General features: G+C 66.2%; 13 protein-coding genes and 2 rRNA genes (1 of these 15 cut by a window edge). 12 read left to right on the top strand and 3 right to left on the bottom strand.

Features of this window, described 5'->3' with window-relative positions; genetic code table 11:
- The 5 genes from HOP12_12550 to sppA form a co-directional block, all read left to right on the top strand.
- Positions 1–2,890, top strand: a 23S ribosomal RNA gene (locus HOP12_12550); it begins 116 nt to the left of the window's first position.
- A 57-nt stretch (positions 2,891–2,947) separates the two neighbouring features.
- Positions 2,948–3,064 (top strand): 5S ribosomal RNA (gene rrf / locus HOP12_12545).
- Between the two features lie 290 nt (positions 3,065–3,354).
- Positions 3,355–4,167 (top strand): hypothetical protein, encoded by an 813-nt coding sequence (locus HOP12_12540; protein NOT34983.1) that lies wholly within the window; start codon positions 3,355–3,357, stop codon positions 4,165–4,167.
- 5 nt (positions 4,168–4,172) lie between these two features.
- Positions 4,173–5,567 carry a hypothetical protein gene (locus HOP12_12535; protein ID NOT34982.1) on the top strand — a complete coding sequence of 465 codons (1,395 nt, stop codon included), beginning with the start codon at positions 4,173–4,175 and terminating at the stop codon, positions 5,565–5,567.
- Between the two features lie 84 nt (positions 5,568–5,651).
- Complete coding sequence (gene sppA / locus HOP12_12530) at positions 5,652–7,385, top strand: signal peptide peptidase SppA (GenBank protein ID NOT34981.1); 1,734 nt, start codon at positions 5,652–5,654, stop codon at positions 7,383–7,385.
- A 62-nt stretch (positions 7,386–7,447) separates the two neighbouring features.
- Here the strand turns inward: sppA and HOP12_12525 are convergent, their stop codons facing one another.
- A complete protein-coding gene (locus tag HOP12_12525; GenBank protein ID NOT34980.1) occupies positions 7,448–7,822 on the bottom strand; it encodes a cytochrome c in 375 nt (124 codons plus the stop codon).
- A gap of 354 nt (positions 7,823–8,176) precedes the next feature.
- Here HOP12_12525 and fusA point away from each other — a divergent pair, with 354 nt between their 5' ends.
- From fusA to queA, 5 genes are all read left to right on the top strand, one after another.
- Positions 8,177–10,273, top strand: a complete 2,097-nt coding sequence (fusA, locus tag HOP12_12520) for an elongation factor G (GenBank protein NOT34979.1) — start codon at positions 8,177–8,179, stop codon at positions 10,271–10,273.
- 52 nt (positions 10,274–10,325) lie between these two features.
- Positions 10,326–10,868 carry a crossover junction endodeoxyribonuclease RuvC gene (gene ruvC / locus HOP12_12515; GenBank protein ID NOT34978.1) on the top strand — a complete coding sequence of 181 codons (543 nt, stop codon included), beginning with the start codon at positions 10,326–10,328 and terminating at the stop codon, positions 10,866–10,868.
- Positions 10,865–11,515 carry a Holliday junction branch migration protein RuvA gene (gene ruvA / locus HOP12_12510; protein NOT34977.1) on the top strand — a complete coding sequence of 217 codons (651 nt, stop codon included), beginning with the start codon at positions 10,865–10,867 and terminating at the stop codon, positions 11,513–11,515. The genes ruvC and ruvA overlap by 4 nt, the downstream gene beginning before the upstream one ends.
- A gap of 130 nt (positions 11,516–11,645) precedes the next feature.
- Positions 11,646–12,725, top strand: coding sequence for a Holliday junction branch migration DNA helicase RuvB (gene ruvB / locus HOP12_12505; protein NOT34976.1), 1,080 nt, complete (start codon positions 11,646–11,648; stop codon positions 12,723–12,725).
- The gene (gene queA / locus HOP12_12500) at positions 12,722–13,777 is read left to right on the top strand and encodes a tRNA preQ1(34) S-adenosylmethionine ribosyltransferase-isomerase QueA (protein ID NOT34975.1); all 1,056 of its coding nucleotides are present in this window, start codon (positions 12,722–12,724) and stop codon (positions 13,775–13,777) included. Before ruvB ends, queA begins: the two co-directional genes overlap by 4 nt.
- Positions 13,778–13,786: 9 nt before the next feature.
- Here queA and HOP12_12495 read toward each other — a convergent pair whose 3' ends face one another.
- Positions 13,787–14,170 (bottom strand): response regulator, encoded by a 384-nt coding sequence (locus HOP12_12495; GenBank protein NOT34974.1) that lies wholly within the window; start codon positions 14,168–14,170, stop codon positions 13,787–13,789.
- 124 nt (positions 14,171–14,294) lie between these two features.
- Positions 14,295–15,845: an acyl-CoA carboxylase subunit beta gene (locus HOP12_12490; GenBank protein NOT34973.1), complete on the bottom strand. Its 1,551-nt coding sequence runs from the start codon at positions 15,843–15,845 to the stop codon at positions 14,295–14,297.
- Positions 15,846–15,928: 83 nt separating this feature from the next.
- Here HOP12_12490 and HOP12_12485 point away from each other — a divergent pair, with 83 nt between their 5' ends.
- Together HOP12_12485 and HOP12_12480 are read left to right on the top strand one after the other, a co-directional pair.
- The gene (locus HOP12_12485) at positions 15,929–17,170 is read left to right on the top strand and encodes a glycosyltransferase family 2 protein (protein ID NOT34972.1); all 1,242 of its coding nucleotides are present in this window, start codon (positions 15,929–15,931) and stop codon (positions 17,168–17,170) included.
- On the top strand, positions 17,167–17,500 hold a 334-nt coding region (locus HOP12_12480; GenBank protein ID NOT34971.1), incomplete at its 3' end, for a hypothetical protein. The genes HOP12_12485 and HOP12_12480, both read left to right, overlap by 4 nt.

Raw genomic sequence — 17,500 nt, 5'->3', positions numbered from 1 at the left:
TGGGGGAACCCGGCGAGGGTAATGCCTCGTCATCGCCCGCTGAATGCATAGGCGGGTGGAAGCCAACGGAGGGAAGTGAGACATCTCAGTACCTCCAGGAAGAGAAAGAAAATTCGATTCCCCGAGTAGCGGCGAGCGAAAAGGGAACAGCCTAAACCCGAGCACGCTTGCGTGCGGAGGTGTCGCGGGATTCAGTAGGCCGCAAGGCCGAGGAGTTACAAACCAACACGCTAGTCGAACCGTCTGGGAAGTCGGGCCATAGCGGGTGATAGCCCCGTAGACGAAAGTGCGTTGGCTCCTTGACTGAACTCCCAAGTACCGCAGGACACGTGAAATCCGGCGGGAATCTGCGAGGACCATCTCGTAAGGCTAAATACTCTCTCGTGACCGATAGTGAACCAGTACCGTGAGGGAAAGGTGAGAAGAACCCCAGGTGGGGAGTAGCAGAACCTGAAACCATGCGCCTACAAGCGGTCGGAGGCCTACCACGGAGCTTGCTCTGTGGATCGGCTGACGGCGTGCCTTTTGCATAATGATCCGGCGAGTTGCTCGTCTGCAGCGAGGTTAAGTGTCTTGAGACACGGAGCCATAGCGAAAGCGAGTCCGAAATGGGCGACCAGTTGCAGGCGGCAGACCCGAAGCGTGTGTGATCTACCCATGGCCAGGATGAAGCGGATGTCAAAGTCCGTGGAGGTCCGAACCGGTTAGCGTTGAAAAGCCATCGGATGAGCTGTGGGTAGGGGTGAAAGGCCAATCAAACCACGTGATAGCTGGTTCTCCCCGAAATATGTTTAGCCATAGCCTCGCGTAATTGTGTCGCGGAGGTAGAGCACTGATTGAGCTAGGGGCCCCACCAGGCTACCAAACTCATTCAAACTCCGAATGCCGTTGACATCTATCGCGGGAGTCAGCCTACGAGGGATAAGCTTCGTGGACGAGAGGGGAACAACCCAGACTAGCAGCTAAGGTCCCAGAGTGCGGGCTAAGTGCATAAGGATGTGGGATCGCTCAGACAACCAGGATGTTGGCTTAGAAGCAGCCACCATTTAAAGAGTGCGTAACAGCTCACTGGTCAAGGGATCCTGCGCCGATAATGATCGGGACTAAAGTCCGCCACCGAAGCTCTAGATTCGTCGAAAGACGTCTGGTAGGGGAGCGTTCTGCTTTAGGATGAAGGTCGATTGTAAAGTCGGCTGGACGACGCAGAAGTGATTATGCCGGAACGAGTAGCGAGAAAACGGGTGAGAAACCCGTTCACCGAAAGCCCAAGGTTTCCTGAGGAAGGTTAATCCGCTCAGGGTTAGTCGGACCCTTAGGTGAGGCCGAAAGGCGTAACCGATGGAAAGCAGGTCAATATTCCTGCACCACTGGGGAGACGACCAAGACGCGAAGGGGTGACGCAGAAGTGAAAGATCAGCCGGCGAACGGTAGTGCCGGTCTAAGCCCGTAGGTACGTGGTCCACTAGGCAAATCCGGTGGATCCAATCCGAGAGGTGATGGGGAAACGAGCCGCAAGGCGAGCCAACTGATCCTAATCCCGCTGCCAAGAAAAGCCTCGTAGCGAGTCTCTCAAGTGTCCGTACCGTAAACCGACACAGGTAGGCAGGGTGAGTATCCTAAGGTGCTCGAGTGAGTCTTGCAGAAGGAACTAGGCAAAATAGCCCCGTAACTTCGGAAGAAGGGGTGCCCGGTGTGTGAAGGAGCTTGCCTCCGTAAGCACGCTGGGCCGCAGTGAATGGGGTCAAGCGACTGTTTACCAAAAACACATCTCTCTGCTAAGCCGATGAGGCAACGTATAGGGAGTGACACCTGCCCGGTGCCGGAAGGTTAAAGAGAGGGGTTAGCCGTAAGGCGAAGCTCTGAACTGAAGCCCCGGTAAACGGCGGCCGTAACTATAACGGTCCTAAGGTAGCGAAATTCCTTGTCGGGTAAGTTCCGACCTGCACGAATGGTGTAACGACTTGACCGCTGTCTCCTGCAAGAGCTCGGCGAAACTGTAGCTGCGGTGAAGATGCCGCATACCCGCGACTGGACAGAAAGACCCCGTGCACCTTTACTATAACCTGATATTGGGTCTTGATTTTTCATGTGTAGGATAGGTGGGAGGCTTTGAAGCGGGGGCGCTAGCCCTCGTGGAGCCAACCTTGAAATACCACCCTTGAAACATCGGGATTCTAACCTCGAGCCGTAAGCCGGCCGTGGAACAGTGTCAGGCGGGTAGTTTAACTGGGGCGGTTGCCTCCTAAAGTGTAACGGAGGCGTGCAAAGGTTCCCTCAGCGCGGTCGGTAATCGCGCGTGGAGTGCAATGGCACAAGGGAGCTTAACTGCGAGACAGACAAGTCGAGCAGATGCGAAAGCAGGCCATAGTGATCCGGTGGTTCCGTATGGAAGGGCCATCGCTTAACGGATAAAAGGTACGCCGGGGATAACAGGCTGATCTCGCCCGAGAGTTCACATCGACGGCGGGGTTTGGCACCTCGATGTCGGCTCATCGCATCCTGGGGCTGGAGAAGGTCCCAAGGGTTGGGCTGTTCGCCCATTAAAGCGGTACGTGAGCTGGGTTCAGAACGTCGTGAGACAGTTCGGTCCCTATCCATCGCGGGCGTAGGATCCTTGCGGGGAGTTGCTCCTAGTACGAGAGGACCGGAGCGAACGAACCTCTAGTGTACCGGTTGTTCTGCCAAGAGCACTGCCGGGTAGCTATGTTCGGACGTGATAAGCGCTGAAAGCCTCTAAGCGCGAAACACACCCCAAGACTAGGGATCCCGTGGCGCAAGCCACCTGAAGGCTCGTTGGAGATTACGACGTCGATAGGCGGAAGGTAGAAGGCCCGTAAGGGTTGAAGCCGATCCGTACTAATAAGCCGTGAGGCTTGACCGGTTATATATCTAAAGTGCGGTTACTGTGCCCCAGCATTTCGATTCGGGTGTCATTCAGATCTTGAATTGGGGTGGCGATGGCGGAGGGGTCACACCTCTTCCCATTCCGAACAGAGAAGTTAAGCCCTCCAGCGCCGATGGTACTGCCCGGGAAACTGGGTGGGAGAGTAGGACGCCGCCCCTTAAATGTTCGCGAAGCCCTTGGACCCTTGAGGTCCAGGGGCTTTTGCGTTTGCGGTGCACGTGCGCCAGCCCGCGGCTCGGCCTGCCCGCAGTCGGCCAGGATCCGCCCGCCGGCGTACCCCGGCGGCCACCCGGCGAACCCGAGATGTCGACCCAGGCTCCGAAGCTCGATCCTACGGCACTGGGCCGCAATGGTTTACGGGGCCGGCGGCTGTTTGAGTTCGTGGGCACGCGTGCTGCTAGATTGCTCCATCGGTACTCGCTTCAACCGATGGTGAAAGGATCGAACTCATGTTGCCCCGCTCACTAAAACTCGCGCTTCCCCTGTGCCTTCTGGCGTTCGCGGCACTGCTTCCGGCCGTCGCATACGCGCAGCTCGTCACGCGCGAGCGGGTCGAGTTCGCGGTCGCGCGCACCGACGAGCGGATCGCACTGGCCGACGAGCTGGTGGCTGCCCCGGATCATGTCCAGGCCGCAGCAGAGCTTTCCGCCGCACGCGCGCTTCAGAGCAGCGCGCGAGCCGAGCTGGCGCGTGGCGATGATCGCCTGCGAGCGGCGCTCGACCTGACGCTGCGAGCTCGCGGGCGCGCGGATCGGGCGATCGCGCTCGTCAAAGGCCTGCCGGATCCTGATCGGGTTCTGGTGCAAGTCGAACGCACGCGCGAGATCCTCGATCGCGCTTCCGAGCGCATGCAGGATTGCCGGCTCGATCGGGCCCTCGCGCTGATGCGCGTCGCCGGCGAGATGCAGACGCGTGCCGAGGCGGCGGTTCGGGAGAGCCGCTATCTGGCCGCACTTCAGTTCACGCTCAGTGCGCGCGAGCGGGCGTTTCGCGCATTGAGGCTCTGCAACCGTGAGGACGACCTGGGCGAGTCCGCCGGGCGTGCGATCGAACGCACTGCCGCCGTTCTCGAGCGCGCGCGTGAGCAAGTCAGCGAATCGACGGAGTCCAGCGTTCGCGTGCTGTTCCAGCGCAGCGAGACCACCCAGCGTGAAGCCGAGCAGAACCTGAGCGTCGGGCGTCCGGATGCGGCGCTCAGGCTGACACTCAACGCGCGAACGCTCGCGCATCGTGTGATTCGCCAGCTGCGCGATCGCCGCTAGGCCACGTGCGCTCGCACACCGCCGGTGGGATGGCGCTGCTCATATTCTGCTCCACGCTCGGGAGCGGCTCGCCGGCGGGTCCGCGATGGGTCGCAGCTCAAGAATTGCCGCCTCCGACGCTTGCCACCTCGTTCGCCACCTCGCTCGATTCGGTCCCCCGAAGCGCCGCGTGGTTTCTCGAACTCGGGCAGCGGTCGGATCTGACGAATGAACAGTTCATCGAGTTCGAGGACCTGTTCATCGACAGCACGTTCGCCGGCGACCGCCCGCGACTGGTGAGCGACCCTGAGGGTCGCATCGCCGGCTTGCTCTCGGCCGGCTGGAGTCACGCCGGGATCGATCGCGGCGATCGCCGGCGCTTCCGTGCCGATTTCGAGTGGGGCACGCAGGTGCAGCGCTCGGCGCTCGAGGCCGAGTGGGCGGCCGCGACGGCTTCGGGCTGGCGATGGCTGCTCGCGCCGCGTACCGAGTATCGCGAGGACCGGACCTTCGATCGCGACCAGCGCGAATGGCGTGGCGCCGCGACCGCGGCGGTGCGCCGAGACCTCGACGACGGCATGAACAGCTTCGAGCTGCGGCTGCGGGGCGACGGGCTGCGGGCGAGTGGAACGTCATCGACCTCGCTGCTGGATCGAAACACGGCGGGGGCGACCCTCGCGTTCGATCATTCGGGACTGCTGTCCGACGCGCGGCTCGCGTATTCGCTCGCGGCGCGCGCCTTCCCCGACTCGGCGAGTCGCGACCATGTCGAGCATGTGGGCGAGGCCTCGGTGCGAGCGATCCTTGAAGGAGGCCAGCTGTTCACGTTCGAGACTCGCGTGGTGCGACGTGCGGCACGCCGCGAACAACGCATCAGCCGCGACGATTTCTGGCAGCCCGAGGCCTCGACCGAGCTGGCGATTCATCCTGGCGCGACCACACGCGTGCGTCTCGCCGCCGAGGGGGAGGGCATCGCCTACGATCGCCCCGACAGTGCCCTCTATTTCGACTCGCAGCGCTTTCGTGGCGTGGCGGCGGCCGAGTGGGAACGCGCCGGCGGCCTGCGTCTCGAACTCGAAGCCGCGCACGAGTGGGCGTTCGCTCCTGCGGCGCCGGCCGAGGAGTACGGCGAATGGTCCTCGACGCTGCGCCTCGGCCGCCTCGGCGCCGGGGCCTGGTGGTCGCTCGAGCCGCGTATCGGCTGGCGCAGCTACGCAACTTCGAACGGCATCGAATCGGGTGCTCCCAGCTCGTTCGTCTTCTACGAAGGGCTGGTGCAGCTCGAGCAGCCGCTGCCGGCCGGGCTGCTCGCGCGCGTGACCGCGACCGCGCGCAGTGAGGAGCATGACGATGCTTCGCAGGACGCGCGCAGCTTCTGGTTGACCGCCGAGCTGCGCTGGCGCGTCGCCGGTTCTCGCTGACCGCGCGCACACCCTCAAACCTGCGCGGGTTGGTGCCTCCGGCAGCGGGTCGTACACTGCCGACCACTTCCGAAGGAGGTCTGCATGGCGGCTCGTCGTTCGATCGTGGTGTTCATCGCGCTGCTGTTCGTGCTCGGTGCCGCGGTGCTGAGCATCGCGCTGGCGTCTCGTGATTCGAATCCGGCTCCGCGGGGCCCGGTGGTGCTGGTTTGGGACGTCCCCTCCGAACTCGCCGAAAGCGCACCGCCTGCCGCGAGCTGGACGTTCGAGTCATTCCGGCCCCAGCGCCCGACGGTGTGGAACGTGGTGCGCGCACTCGATCATGCCAGCCGCGATCGCTCGGTCGAGGCGTTGGTGCTTCACATCGACGGGATCGGCTGGGGCTGGGGGCGGGTCGCCGAAGTGCGAGAGGCGCTCATGCGCTTTCGTGCGTCCGGCAAGCGCGTGTACGCGAGCCTTTCGCACGGCGGCGAGCGCGAATACCTGCTGGCCTCGGTGGCGCAGCGCATCGCGGTGCCGCCGCTCGGAATCGTGCAGCTCGACGGGCTCTCGATCAGCGCCATGTTCTGGCGCGGTGCCTACGACAAGCTCGACATTCACCCCAACTTCGAGCACGTCGGAGCCTACAAGTCGGGAGTCGAGCCCTACACCCGCAACGAGCTCTCCGAACCTTCGCGACTCGCCCTCGAGGCGCTGCTTGACGATCAGTACGGCCTGCTCACCGACTCGCTCGCCCACGCCCGACGTGCCTCACCGGCGCGCATCCGCGCGCTCATCGAGAACGGCCCCTACGAGGCCGAGTCGGCGGTCGCGACCGGTCTCGCCGACACCATCCTGCACGGCGAGGACCTGGATTCGCTGGCCACGCGCACCCGGGGACGCCGGCGCGGGACCATGACCTTCACGCGCTATCTCGAGCGCGTCCACGGCAACGATTCCGGCGCGCCGATCGCTCTGATCCTCGCCTCGGGCGACCTGGTCGAGGGTCGCAGCCGCTCGGTCGCGTTCGGCTCGACGCTGCTCGGGAGCGAGACCCTCATCGAAGCGCTGCGGGCGGCGCAGCGGCGTTCGTCGGTGCGCGCGATCGTGCTGCGCGTCGACAGCCCCGGTGGCTCGCCGGAAGCGGCCGAGGCGGTATGGCACGAGATCGAACGGGTGCGCCGCCGCAAGCCGGTGATCGTGAGCATGTCGGATCTGGCGGCGTCGGGCGGCTACTACCTCGCATGCGGTGCCGACAGCATCGTGGCGCAGAGCACTACGCTCACCGGCTCGATCGGAGTCTACGGCGGCAAGCTCAACATTCTCGGACTCATGCAGAAGCTGGGACTCAACGTCGAGACGCTGTCACGCGGCGCCAACGCGCAGATGCTCTCGCCCTACAAGGACTTCTCGCCCGAAGAGCTGGTGCGCTATCGCGCACAGCTCGCGACCATCTACCGCACGTTCGTGAGTCGCGTCTCCACGGGCCGCAACATGTCCGCGGCCGACGTCGATTCGGTGGCGCAGGGGCGGGTGTGGAGCGGCAGCCGAGCGGTCGAGCTCGGGCTCGTCGACGCACTGGGCGGATTCCAGCGCGCGTTTCAGATGGCCCGCGCACGCGCGGGTCTCGAGCCCGACGACGAGCTGGTGGCCGAGGTGTTCCCGCAGAGCCGCCGATCGTTCCTGCAGTCGGTGCTCTCGGACGCCATGCCCGAGAGCGAAGACGAGACCGCGCTTCGCATGCTGCTGCCGGCCGAGCTGCGCGATCCGCAATTGCTGCTGTCGCTCACGCGCGGCGACATCCAGGCGCGGGCTCCCTACACGCTCGAGATTCGCTGACGACGCAAACGAGGGCGGCCCCTGCTCAGGGACCACCCTCGTCGGATGTCTGCCTGCGATGACTACTTCTTCGAGATCGTCCGGATGTACGCGATCATGTTCTCGATGTCCGCCGGCTTGAGCTGGCCGTTCTTGCCCCACGCCACCATGCCCGACTTGGGCCGGCCGTTGGTGATGCAGTCACGCAGCTGATCGTCGGTCACGGTCGCCATGCGCTTGGCGTCCTTCCAGCTCGGCGTCGGGTTTCCGGTCAGTTTGACGCCGCCCGAACCGTCGGCCTTGTGGCACGCCACGCACTTGGTCGTGTAGAGCTTCTTGGCCGCCAGCGGGTCACCCTTGGAGGGGCCTGCCGAGGCGGTGAAGGCGAAGGGCGAGGCGACCGCCGTGGCAACGATGAGGAGCGCCGCCGCGCAGCGAGCCGGCGAGAGGTTCCGCATAGGATCAAGACTCCTTTCGAGTCGAAATTCTGGATCGGTCGGGGGAGCTGCTCGACCGTAGATGATCGTGGAGATTATGCAGTGCAGTAGAGGGCGTCAAACCCGCGAGCGCCACTTCGAGAGAGAGCAAGTTCCGTGCGTGAGCATCGGGTGATTCTCTCCATTTCTGAGTGCGAGCGGTGCTTGGTTTTGCATCTCGATCGGCGCAGCGGGTGAGTTCTTGACCGACTCGAGAAGCGGGTAGTAGATTCCGCTCACTCAACGGGTTACGCCTGCTCGTTCCTTCTGAGCCCGCCCCGGAACGAGCGCCGTCCCTGTTCTCGAGCGGTCGACCTCAAAGCGGGGAGGTGCGAGTTGAAGGAGTACACCGCCGCACAGATTCGTAACGTTGCGCTGGTTGCGCATCACGGTGTAGGAAAAACGTCGCTCGCTGAGGCCATGTTGTTCCTCGCCAAGGCGACCACTCGACTCGGTCGCATCGCCGACGGAACCACGCTGCTCGACCACGCGCCGGACGAGATCAGCCGCCAGATCACCATCGATTTGGGCCTGGCGCAGTTCGAGTGGGCCGGCCACAAGATCAACCTGCTCGACACGCCCGGCTTCCCGGATTTCGTCGGCGATGTGTACGGCGCTCTGCGAGTCGCCGACGCCGCGCTGCTGATGCTGCGCGCCAATGCCGGCGTCGAAGTCGGCACCGAGGTCGTTTACGAGATCCTGAAGCAGGAGAAATCTCCGGTCCTCGTGGTCGTGAACATGATGGACAAGGAGCACGCCGACTTCACCGGCGCGATCGCGTCCTGCCAGCGCCGCCTGGGACTCAATGCGGTCGCCGTGCAGCTGCCGATCGGCGTGGGCGAGTCCTTCCACGGCATCGTCGATCTGGTCGAGAACAAGGCGTACACGTTCGCCGGCAAGGGCATGGAAGAGAAGTCGACCGAGGCGCCGATCCCGGACGAAATGAAAGCCGAAGTCGAAGCCGCGCGCGCCCGGCTGATGGAAGAGGCCGCGACCGGCGACGAGTCGCTCATGGAGAAGTTCCTCGGCACCGGCGAGCTGACGATCGAGGAAATCCGTCGCGGCCTGTGCGAGCGCGTGGTGCAGGGAGACCTGGCGCCGGCGTTCTGCTGCTCGGCGTTCAACAACCACGGCGTCAAGGAAGTGCTCGACGAGGTCGTCGACATCCTGCCGTCTCCGCTCGACGTTCCGCCGATCGTGGGGCGCGCCGCCAATGGCACCGAAGTCCCGTGCAAGCCCGAGCCGAACGCGCCGCTCGCCGCCGAGGTCTTCAAGACCCACTCCGAGCAGCACCTCGGCGAGGTCTCGATGATCCGCGTGTATTCGGGTCACCTGGAGCCGGGGCTCGAAGTGACGAACGCCTCGCGCCACCGCACCGAGCGCATCGGCACGCTCTATCACCTGATCGGCAAGGAACGGGTCGACACGCGCAAGGTCACGGCCGGCGACATCGTCGCGGCGGTCAAGCTGCGCGAGACGCACACCGGCGACACGATCACCGACAAAGCGCATCAGCTCGAGCTGCCGACCCCTGACTTCCCGGCCCCGGTCACCGCCGAGGCGATCCACGCCAGGAACAAGGGCGACGAAGAAAAGATGGCGCACGGGCTCGCGCGGCTGCACGAGGAAGACCCCACCTTCATCAAGCACTACGAGACCAGCACCCGCGAGACGCTCGTGATGGGGATGGGTGACCTGCACCTCGAGGTCATGGTCGATCGGTTGAAGCGGCGCTTCGGAGTCGAGGTGCTGCTCACGCGTCCGCACGTGCCGTATCGGGAGACCATCAAGGTCAAGGCCCAGGACGAATACCGGCACAAGAAGCAGACCGGCGGTCGCGGCCAGTTCGGCGAGGTCCACCTGCGGCTCGATCCGGTCAAGCGGGGTGACGGCTTCAAGTTCCTCGACGAGATCAAGGGCGGCGTGGTGCCGAACCAGTTCATTCCCGCGGTCGAGAAGGGCGTTGTCGCCGGCATGGAGCGCGGACCGCTCGGCGGCTACCCGGTCGTCGACGTGCAGGTCGCTCTGTTCTTCGGCAAGTACCACGACGTCGACTCATCCGAAATGGCGTTCAAGATCGCGGCCGAGACCTGCTTCCATCAGGCGATGCTCAAGGCCGCGCCCATCATCCTCGAGCCGATCGACGAGGTGATGGTGCGCATCCCCGAGGAGTTCCTCGGCGACGTGATGGGCGACATGTCGGCCAAGCGCGGGCGTATCGTGGGCACCGAGTCGGACGGCCACTACCAGGTCATCAAAGCCATGGTGCCGGCCGCGGAGCTGTACAAGTACGCCACCCACTTGAGGGCGATCACGCAGGGTCGCGGCATGCACGCCGCCAGGGTTTCGCACTACGAAGAAGTGCCGCGCGAACTCGCCGACAAGGTGATCGCGGCCGCACGCACCGAGAAGGCGGCGGGAGCGCACGCTTAGCGCTCCGCCGTTTCACCCGCAGACGCCGGAAAGGACTCCTCGCACTCACGTCATGCGCGTTCTCGGACTGGACCCGGGCAGTCGCCGCACCGGCTATGGCGTGGTGGAGCGCCACGGCAATCGCTTCACGTGCGTGAAGCACGGCACCGTCGCGCCTGCCGGCGGGCTCGATCTGGCGCATCGCCTGCATGCGATCGCGGTGCAGATCGAAGCGCTGGTCGCGGAGGTGCGGCCCGATGTCGTCGCGGTCGAGGAGGCGTTCTACCACGAGAACGTGCGCTCGACTCTGGTGCTCGGTCACGTGCGCGGCGTGCTTCTGGTCGCGGCGGTCCGCCACGACTGCGCGGTCGCCGAATACACGCCGCGTGAGATCAAGCTCAGCGTCGCGGGGCGCGGTGGCGCCACCAAGGATCAGGTGAGTTTCATGGTGAGGCGGTTGCTCGACGTGCGCGGCGAGCTCGCGGTCGACGCCGGCGACGCGCTCGCGACCGCACTCTGCCATCTGCAGCGCGCGCGACTCACGCCGCCCGCGCGTGCTGCGTCGGTGGCGGCGCGGCGCCTCGAAGCGCTGTTGACTTCGCGGGGTACCCGGTGATCGCCTCGCTGCGCGGCCGCCTGCTCGAACACGCCGGGGGCTCATGTGTGATCGAAGCGTCCGGCGTTGGCTATCTGGTGCAGGTCTCGAGCCAGACCGCGCGGACGCTGCCGGATCCCGGCGCTGAAGTCTTCCTGCTCACGCACCAGGTGGTGCGCGAGGATGCGCTGCTGCTGTTCGGATTCGCGGCGGCCGATGAGCGCAAGCTGTTCGAGCTGCTCATCACGGTGAGCGGTGTGGGTCCCAAGGTGGCGCTCGCGGTGCTGTCGGGCCTCGCGCCCGCGGTGCTGGCGCGCGCGATCCGCGAGGAGAACGTGGCGGCGCTGGTGGCGATTCCCGGCGTCGGGCGCAAGACCGCGGAGCGGCTGGTGGTCGAGCTGCGCGACAAGCTCGAGATGATTGTGACCGCGGCTTCGGCGCCGCCGGGCGGCGGTGCCGCAACGCCTCTCGTTTCCGGACGCGGCGTGCTGCCGCGCTCCGAACGCTTCGACGATGCCGTCGCAGCGCTGGTGCAGCTGGGTTACAGTGCGCCGCAGGCGCAGGACGCGGTCCGCAAGTCCAGCGTCGACACTGCCGACCTGTCGCTCGAGGACCTCGTGCGCCGTGCGCTCGCGAGACTTGCGCGGCCCACTGTCGCCGTTCGCTGAGAGACGGAACTCCATGACCTCGCGCCTTCGCCCGGATGCGTCGAACGTGCCCAACTCGGCGGCAGCCGGGTCGCGTTCGCCCGCCGACCCGCGCGCCCCGGTCGGCCCGCCGCCCGAGCACCCGGCTCGCATGGCGGATCCGTCTCGATTCGGCGAAGACATCCAGGAAGAGGGGCGGCTGCGTCCGGCCGCACTCGACGATTTCGTCGGGCAGGCCTCCCTCAAGGAACAGCTCCACATATTCCTCGAGGCCACCCGGCGCCGCGGCGAAGCGCTCGATCACGTGCTGTTCCATGGCCCGCCGGGGCTCGGCAAGACGACACTCGCCGTGATCCTCGCGCAGGAGCTCGGGGTCGAGATCACGCACACCTCGGGACCCGTGATCGAACGGCCGGGCGACCTCGCCGGCCTGCTCACGAATCTCGGTCCGCGCGGAATCCTGTTCGTCGACGAGATCCATCGCATGAGTGCGGTGGTCGAGGAATACCTCTATCCGGCGCTCGAGGACTTCACGCTCGACATTCTGCTCGACCGCGGTCCCAGCGCTCGCACGCTCAAGCTCAATCTGGAGCGTTTCACGCTGGTGGGTGCGACCACACGGGCGGGACTCCTGTCCGCGCCGTTGCGCGCGCGCTTCGGCATGACGCTGCGCCTCGACTACTACAACGCCGCCGATCTCGCGCACATCGTGACGCGCGCCGCCGGCATTTTCGGAGTCGAGATCGACGCTGCGGCGGCCAACGAGATCGCACGCCGTGCGCGCGGCACGCCGCGCGTCGCCAATCGCCTGCTGAGACGCGTGCGAGACGTCGCGCTCATCAAGGGGGACGGGCGCGTGACGCTGCCGCTCACGCGCGAGGCGCTGCGGCTGCTCGAGGTGGACGAGCGCGGTCTCGACGAGATGGACCGGCGGCTGCTCGAAGCGCTGATCCACAAGTACGGCGGTGGTCCGGTGGGCCTGAGCACGCTCGGTGTCGTGGTGGGAGAGGAAGCCGCCACGCTCGAAGACGTGTACGAGCCGTTCCTGATTCAGGAAGGGTTCCTCAAGCGCACCCCGCGCGGCCGCGAGGCGACGCCGCTCGCATACGAGCACCTGGGGCTGGCGGTCCCGGCCAGCATCGGCGCCGGCACCGTGGCTCGCGGAGGGGCCGGCAGCGTCGCCGACGCACCTCGAGTCGCACGCCCGCAGCCCGAGCTGCCGCTCTCCTGAGCGGCGCACCCAGCGCCGTGTCGCATCCGCTCCTCGACTACGCGCTGCCCGCCGAACTCATCGCGCAGCATCCGCCAGCGCGTCGCGAGGACGCACGCCTGCTGGTGCTCGAACGCGCGACCGGCGCACTGCACGACGCCCGCATTCCGGAGCTCGCGCAATGGCTGCGCGCCGGCGACGTGCTGGCGCTCAACGAAACGCGCGTGATCCCCGCGCGCCTCATGACGCGCCGCGCCGAGTCGGGCGGCCGCGTCGAGCTGCTGTTCGTGAGGCCGGCGGCGACCGCCGGGCACTGGACGGTGCTGGCACGCCCGGCGCGATCGGCGCGCATCGGCATGCGCCTCGTGAGCGAGGCCGGCGGCCTCACGCTCGAAGTTCGAGCACTCGGCGAGGGCGGCGAACGCGAGGTCGAGGTGGTGGCCGGCGAGCTGCGTGAGGGCCTCGAACGTGAAGGCCGCATCCCGCTGCCGCCCTACATCGCGAGAGAGCCCGAAGCCGCCGATCGCGAGCGCTACCAGACGGTGTTCGCAAAGCACGATGGCGCGGTTGCCGCACCGACCGCGGGGCTCCACTTCAGCACCGAGCTGCTGGCGTCTCTCGCATCGCGCGGCATCGCGCAGGCGCACGTGCTGCTGCATGTCGGCCCCGGCACCTTTCGCCCGCTCGACGACGGCGATCCGCGCGCGCACCGCATGGACGCCGAGTGGTTCCAGGTCGGCGAAGCGGCAGCGGACGCATTGCGGGCCGCGCGCGAGAGAGGCGGGCGGGTCGTCGCAATCGGCACCACCAGCGTGCGGGCACTCGAATCCGCGTGCGATGCGAACCACGGAACCCTCGCTGCCGCGAGCGGCTGGACGCGCAAGTTCATCCTGCCGCCCTACGAGTTTCGCGGCGTCGACGCGATGCTCACCAACTTCCACCTGCCGCGCACCACGCTGCTGCTGCTGGTGGCGGCGTTCGCGGGCGAGGAGCAGGTCGCGAGGGCCTATGCGTACGCGATCGAGCAGTGCTACCGCTTCTACTCCTACGGCGACGCGATGCTGATCGTGTGAGCGGCGCCCTCAGCCGCCGGTCCCGGTGCGCGGTTCCCGCAGCGCGTGCTTCTCGACCAGCTCGCCCAGCTCCTCGACCGTCCACGGCTTCCACACGATCGCGGCGCACAGCTCGGACTGGTGAGCCGAGAGCAGCTCCGGCATGTCGCCGTAACCGGTGACCATGATCGCCGGCAGTTCGGGAGCGCGACGGCGCGCCTCGACCAGGAACTCGATGCCGTTCGTGCCCGGCATCATGAAGTCGATCAGCGCGATGTCGAACGGCTCGCGACTGACCAGCGCCAGGCCTTCGAGGCCGCTCGAAGCCCGCCGCACCTGGAAGCGGCCGTGGAACAGCCGCTCGACAAGGTCGAGGTTGTTTTCCTCGTCATCCACGACCAGCACGCGAATCACTTCAGCCCCCTTGCGAGAGGTGAGGGGCGGGGGCGGACGGTGATCGTGCCCGCTCCGCGAGGGAGAAGTCTGCGGCCGGGTTGTCGGCACATCGAACCGCGGAGTTGAGCCCGCAGTAAGTCGCCTAGAGCGGCGGGTTGCCGTGCTTCTTGGTCGGCATCGACTGCCGCTTGTTGCGCAGCATCTCGAGTGCGGCGATCAGGCGCGGCCGCGTGTCCTGGGGCTCGATCACGTCGTCCAGGTACCCCAGCTCTGCGGCCACCCAAGGACTCGCGAACTTCTCGTTGTAGCTGTCGACCAGTTTCTTGCGCTCGGCCACCGGGTCGGCGGCCTTCGAGAGCTCCTCGCGATGCAGGATGTTGACCGCCCCTTCGGCCCCCATCACGGCCATCTCCGCGCTGGGCCACGCCACGTTGTAGTCGCCGCGGATGTGCTTGCTCGACATGACGTCGTAGGCGCCGCCATAGGCCTTTCGAGTCACCACGGTGAGCTTGGGCACCGTGGCCTCGCAGTAGGCGTAGAGCAGCTTGGCGCCGTGGCGGATGATTCCGCCCCATTCCTGCCGGGTGCCGGGCAGGAACCCCGGAACGTCCTCGAAGGTCACGAGCGGAACGTTGAAAGCGTCACAGAACCGCACGAACCGGGCCGCCTTGACCGACGAGTCGATGTCCAGCACCCCGGCCAGTACTTTCGGCTGATTTCCGACCACACCGACCGGTCTACCGTTCAGCCGGGCGAAGCCGACGACGATATTCCCTGCGAAATGCTCATGCACCTCGAAGAAGTCGCCGTCGTCCACCACCGCCCGGATCACGTCCTTCATGTCGTAGGGCTTGTCGGAGGACTCGGGGATCAGCGTGGCCAGAGCGGCCTCTCGCCGGTCGATCGGGTCGGTGCAGGCTCGGCGCGGCGCGTCCTCGGTGTTGTTGCCGGGCAGGAACGACAGCAGGCGCTTCACGTGCCGGATCGCGTCGGCGTCGTCGCGCGCCGCGAAGTGCGCGACGCCGCTCTTCGTATTGTGCGTCATGGCGCCGCCCAGCTCCTCGAAGCTCACCTCCTCGGAGGTGACGGCCTTGATGACCTCGGGGCCGGTCACGAACATATGGCTCGTGCCCTCGACCATGATCGTGAAGTCGGTGATCGCGGGAGAGTAGACCGCACCCCCCGCGCAGGGCCCCATGACTGCCGAGATCTGCGGCACTACTCCGGAAGCGAGCGTGTTGCGCAGGAACACTTCGGCGTAGGCGCCGAGCGAGACCACGCCTTCCTGAATGCGAGCCCCGCCCGAGTCGTTGAGCCCCACGATCGGTGCGCCGTTGTCGAGCGCCAGATCCATGATCGCGCAGATCTTCTTGGCGTTCGCTTCGCTCATGGTGCCGCCGAACACCGTGAAGTCCTGCGCGAAGGCGTAGACCAGTCGCCCGTCCACGGCTCCCCAGCCCGCCACCACGCCGTCACCGGTGATGCGATTGCGCTCCATGCCGAAGTCGTTCGAGCGATGGGTGACGAACGCGCCGATCTCGACGAACGATCCCGAGTCGTACAGCAGCTCCAGGCGCTCGCGGGCCGTGAGCCGGCCGCGGGCGTGGATCTTGGCGACGCGTTCGGGGCCGCCACCAGCGAGCGATTGCTCTCGCCGCCGCTGCAGTTCATCGAGGCGCGATTGACGGGTCACCGAGTCCTCCTCGTGGGCGATCGCAAAACGCGCAGCCTAGGGACGGCCTCCGGGCCGGTCAAGCGCGACGCGAGCCGTCGACCGTGAACGCACTGTGGCCCTCCGAGCTGTGGCGCTTCGCCACCGGCGTCGGTGCCTGGACGCCTCCCGGGCCGCAGCACGTGCTGGTGTTCGCGGTGGTGTTCTGCGCGATCGTCGACTTCGTGAAGCTCGTGATCGAGCTGCTGGGCCGCAACGCGCCGCGCGCCTTCAGCGCCGATCCCACCCAGGTCAGCGCGGTCATCCCATCCCGCGACGGCGCCGCCGTGATCGCGGGCACCATCGAGGACCTGAAGCGCTTCCTGCCGGCCGCGCAGATCCTGGTGGTCGACGACGGCAGCCGAGACGACACCGCAGCGGTCGCGCGATCGCTGGGCGCTCAGGTGTTTCGCTTCGAGCACTCGAAGGGCAAGGCGGGAGCGATCAACTTCGCGGTCCATCGCGTCGCGACCCCGCTCACGCTGCTGCTCGACGACGACACGCGGCTCGGCGGCGCGCGGCTTCCGACCTCGCTCATCACCGACGACGACTTCGATGCGGTCGCGTTTCACGTGCTCCCGGACCGACGCGAACGCAACGGCGCGCGCGGCAACCGGTTCCTCGGACACCTTCAGCGCTACGAGTACGGCAAGAGCATGGAGATCGGGAAGCGCTTCCACGACACTTCGCAATCGGTGAGCTGCATCTCGGGCGCGATCGGACTGTTTCGCACTCGAGACCTCGATCGACTGCACCACGCGCACAGTGGCGTGTTCCAGGGCGAGGATCTGCAGCGCACGCTCATTCATCTGCTGAACGGCAAGCGCATCGTGTTCGCGAACGAGCCGGTGTGGACGGTGGCCCCGAGCCGTCTCGGTGACTGGCTGCGCCAGCGGCTGTGGGGGTGGTACCCGGGGCTCTACCATCAGTTCGGAAACATCGTGCGCCTGCTGTTCCACCGCGATGTCGCGTGGCGGCTGCGCTACGAGATGCTCTACAACGTCTACACGCTAGTCAGCGATCCGCTCAAGACCTGGTCGATCGTCACGTTTCTGCTGGTGCCCGCACTGCGCAGCTGGGCGCTGGTGATCTATCTGGTCTATCTCGCCTTCGAGCTCTATCCCTGGTGGGTGGTGCGGCTGCCCGGCACCGGGCGGCGCGCGCCGCTTCTCACGCTGTTCGTGTTCCCGATCTACGGAGCCCTCAATGTCGCGCTGCGGACTTTCGCGATTCTCACCTGGCTGTGGATGCGTTTCGTGTCCGGCGTCATGAAGCCGCGGCGCGGGCCCAAGGACCGGATCGCATGAGCCGACGCCCGACGATCACTGCCGCAGTGCTGCTCGCGATCACCATCGCGCTGCTCGCGCCGCAGTCGGCCGCCGCTGCCGACTCGCGAGTCGGAGCCTCGTTTCGCTACTGGGACCTGGAGGGCGGCAATGACCTGCGCGATCCGATCCTGTGGTGGCGCGGTGGGCCGCTGTTCGCGCAGCTCGAGTACTGGGACTTCGAAGACCCCGACGCGCGCGATCACCTGCGGCCGGAGCTGCGCCTGATCGTGCGGGACTCGAGACGTTCGAGCTACCACGTCGGCTGGCGCCACGAGGATCATCGCGAGCGCCTGTTCCTGGGTGCAGGGG

It is taken from the genome of Candidatus Eisenbacteria bacterium, from assembly GCA_013140805.1.
In the GTDB taxonomy this organism is placed as follows: Bacteria; Eisenbacteria; RBG-16-71-46; order RBG-16-71-46; family RBG-16-71-46; genus JABFRW01.
This window is presented reverse-complemented; position numbering and strand designations above follow the sequence as displayed.

Bases quoted from the DNA above. Each gene is read 5' to 3' on its own strand.
- HOP12_12540 (NOT34983.1), top strand. From the start codon at position 3,355: ATGTTGCCCCGCTCACTAAAACTCGCGCTTCCCCTGTGCCTTCTGGCG.
- sppA (NOT34981.1), top strand. From the start codon at position 5,652: ATGGCGGCTCGTCGTTCGATCGTGGTGTTCATCGCGCTGCTGTTCGTG.
- HOP12_12525 (NOT34980.1), bottom strand. From the start codon at position 7,822: ATGCGGAACCTCTCGCCGGCTCGCTGCGCGGCGGCGCTCCTCATCGTT.
- ruvC (NOT34978.1), top strand. From the start codon at position 10,326: ATGCGCGTTCTCGGACTGGACCCGGGCAGTCGCCGCACCGGCTATGGC.
- ruvB (NOT34976.1), top strand. From the start codon at position 11,646: ATGGCGGATCCGTCTCGATTCGGCGAAGACATCCAGGAAGAGGGGCGG.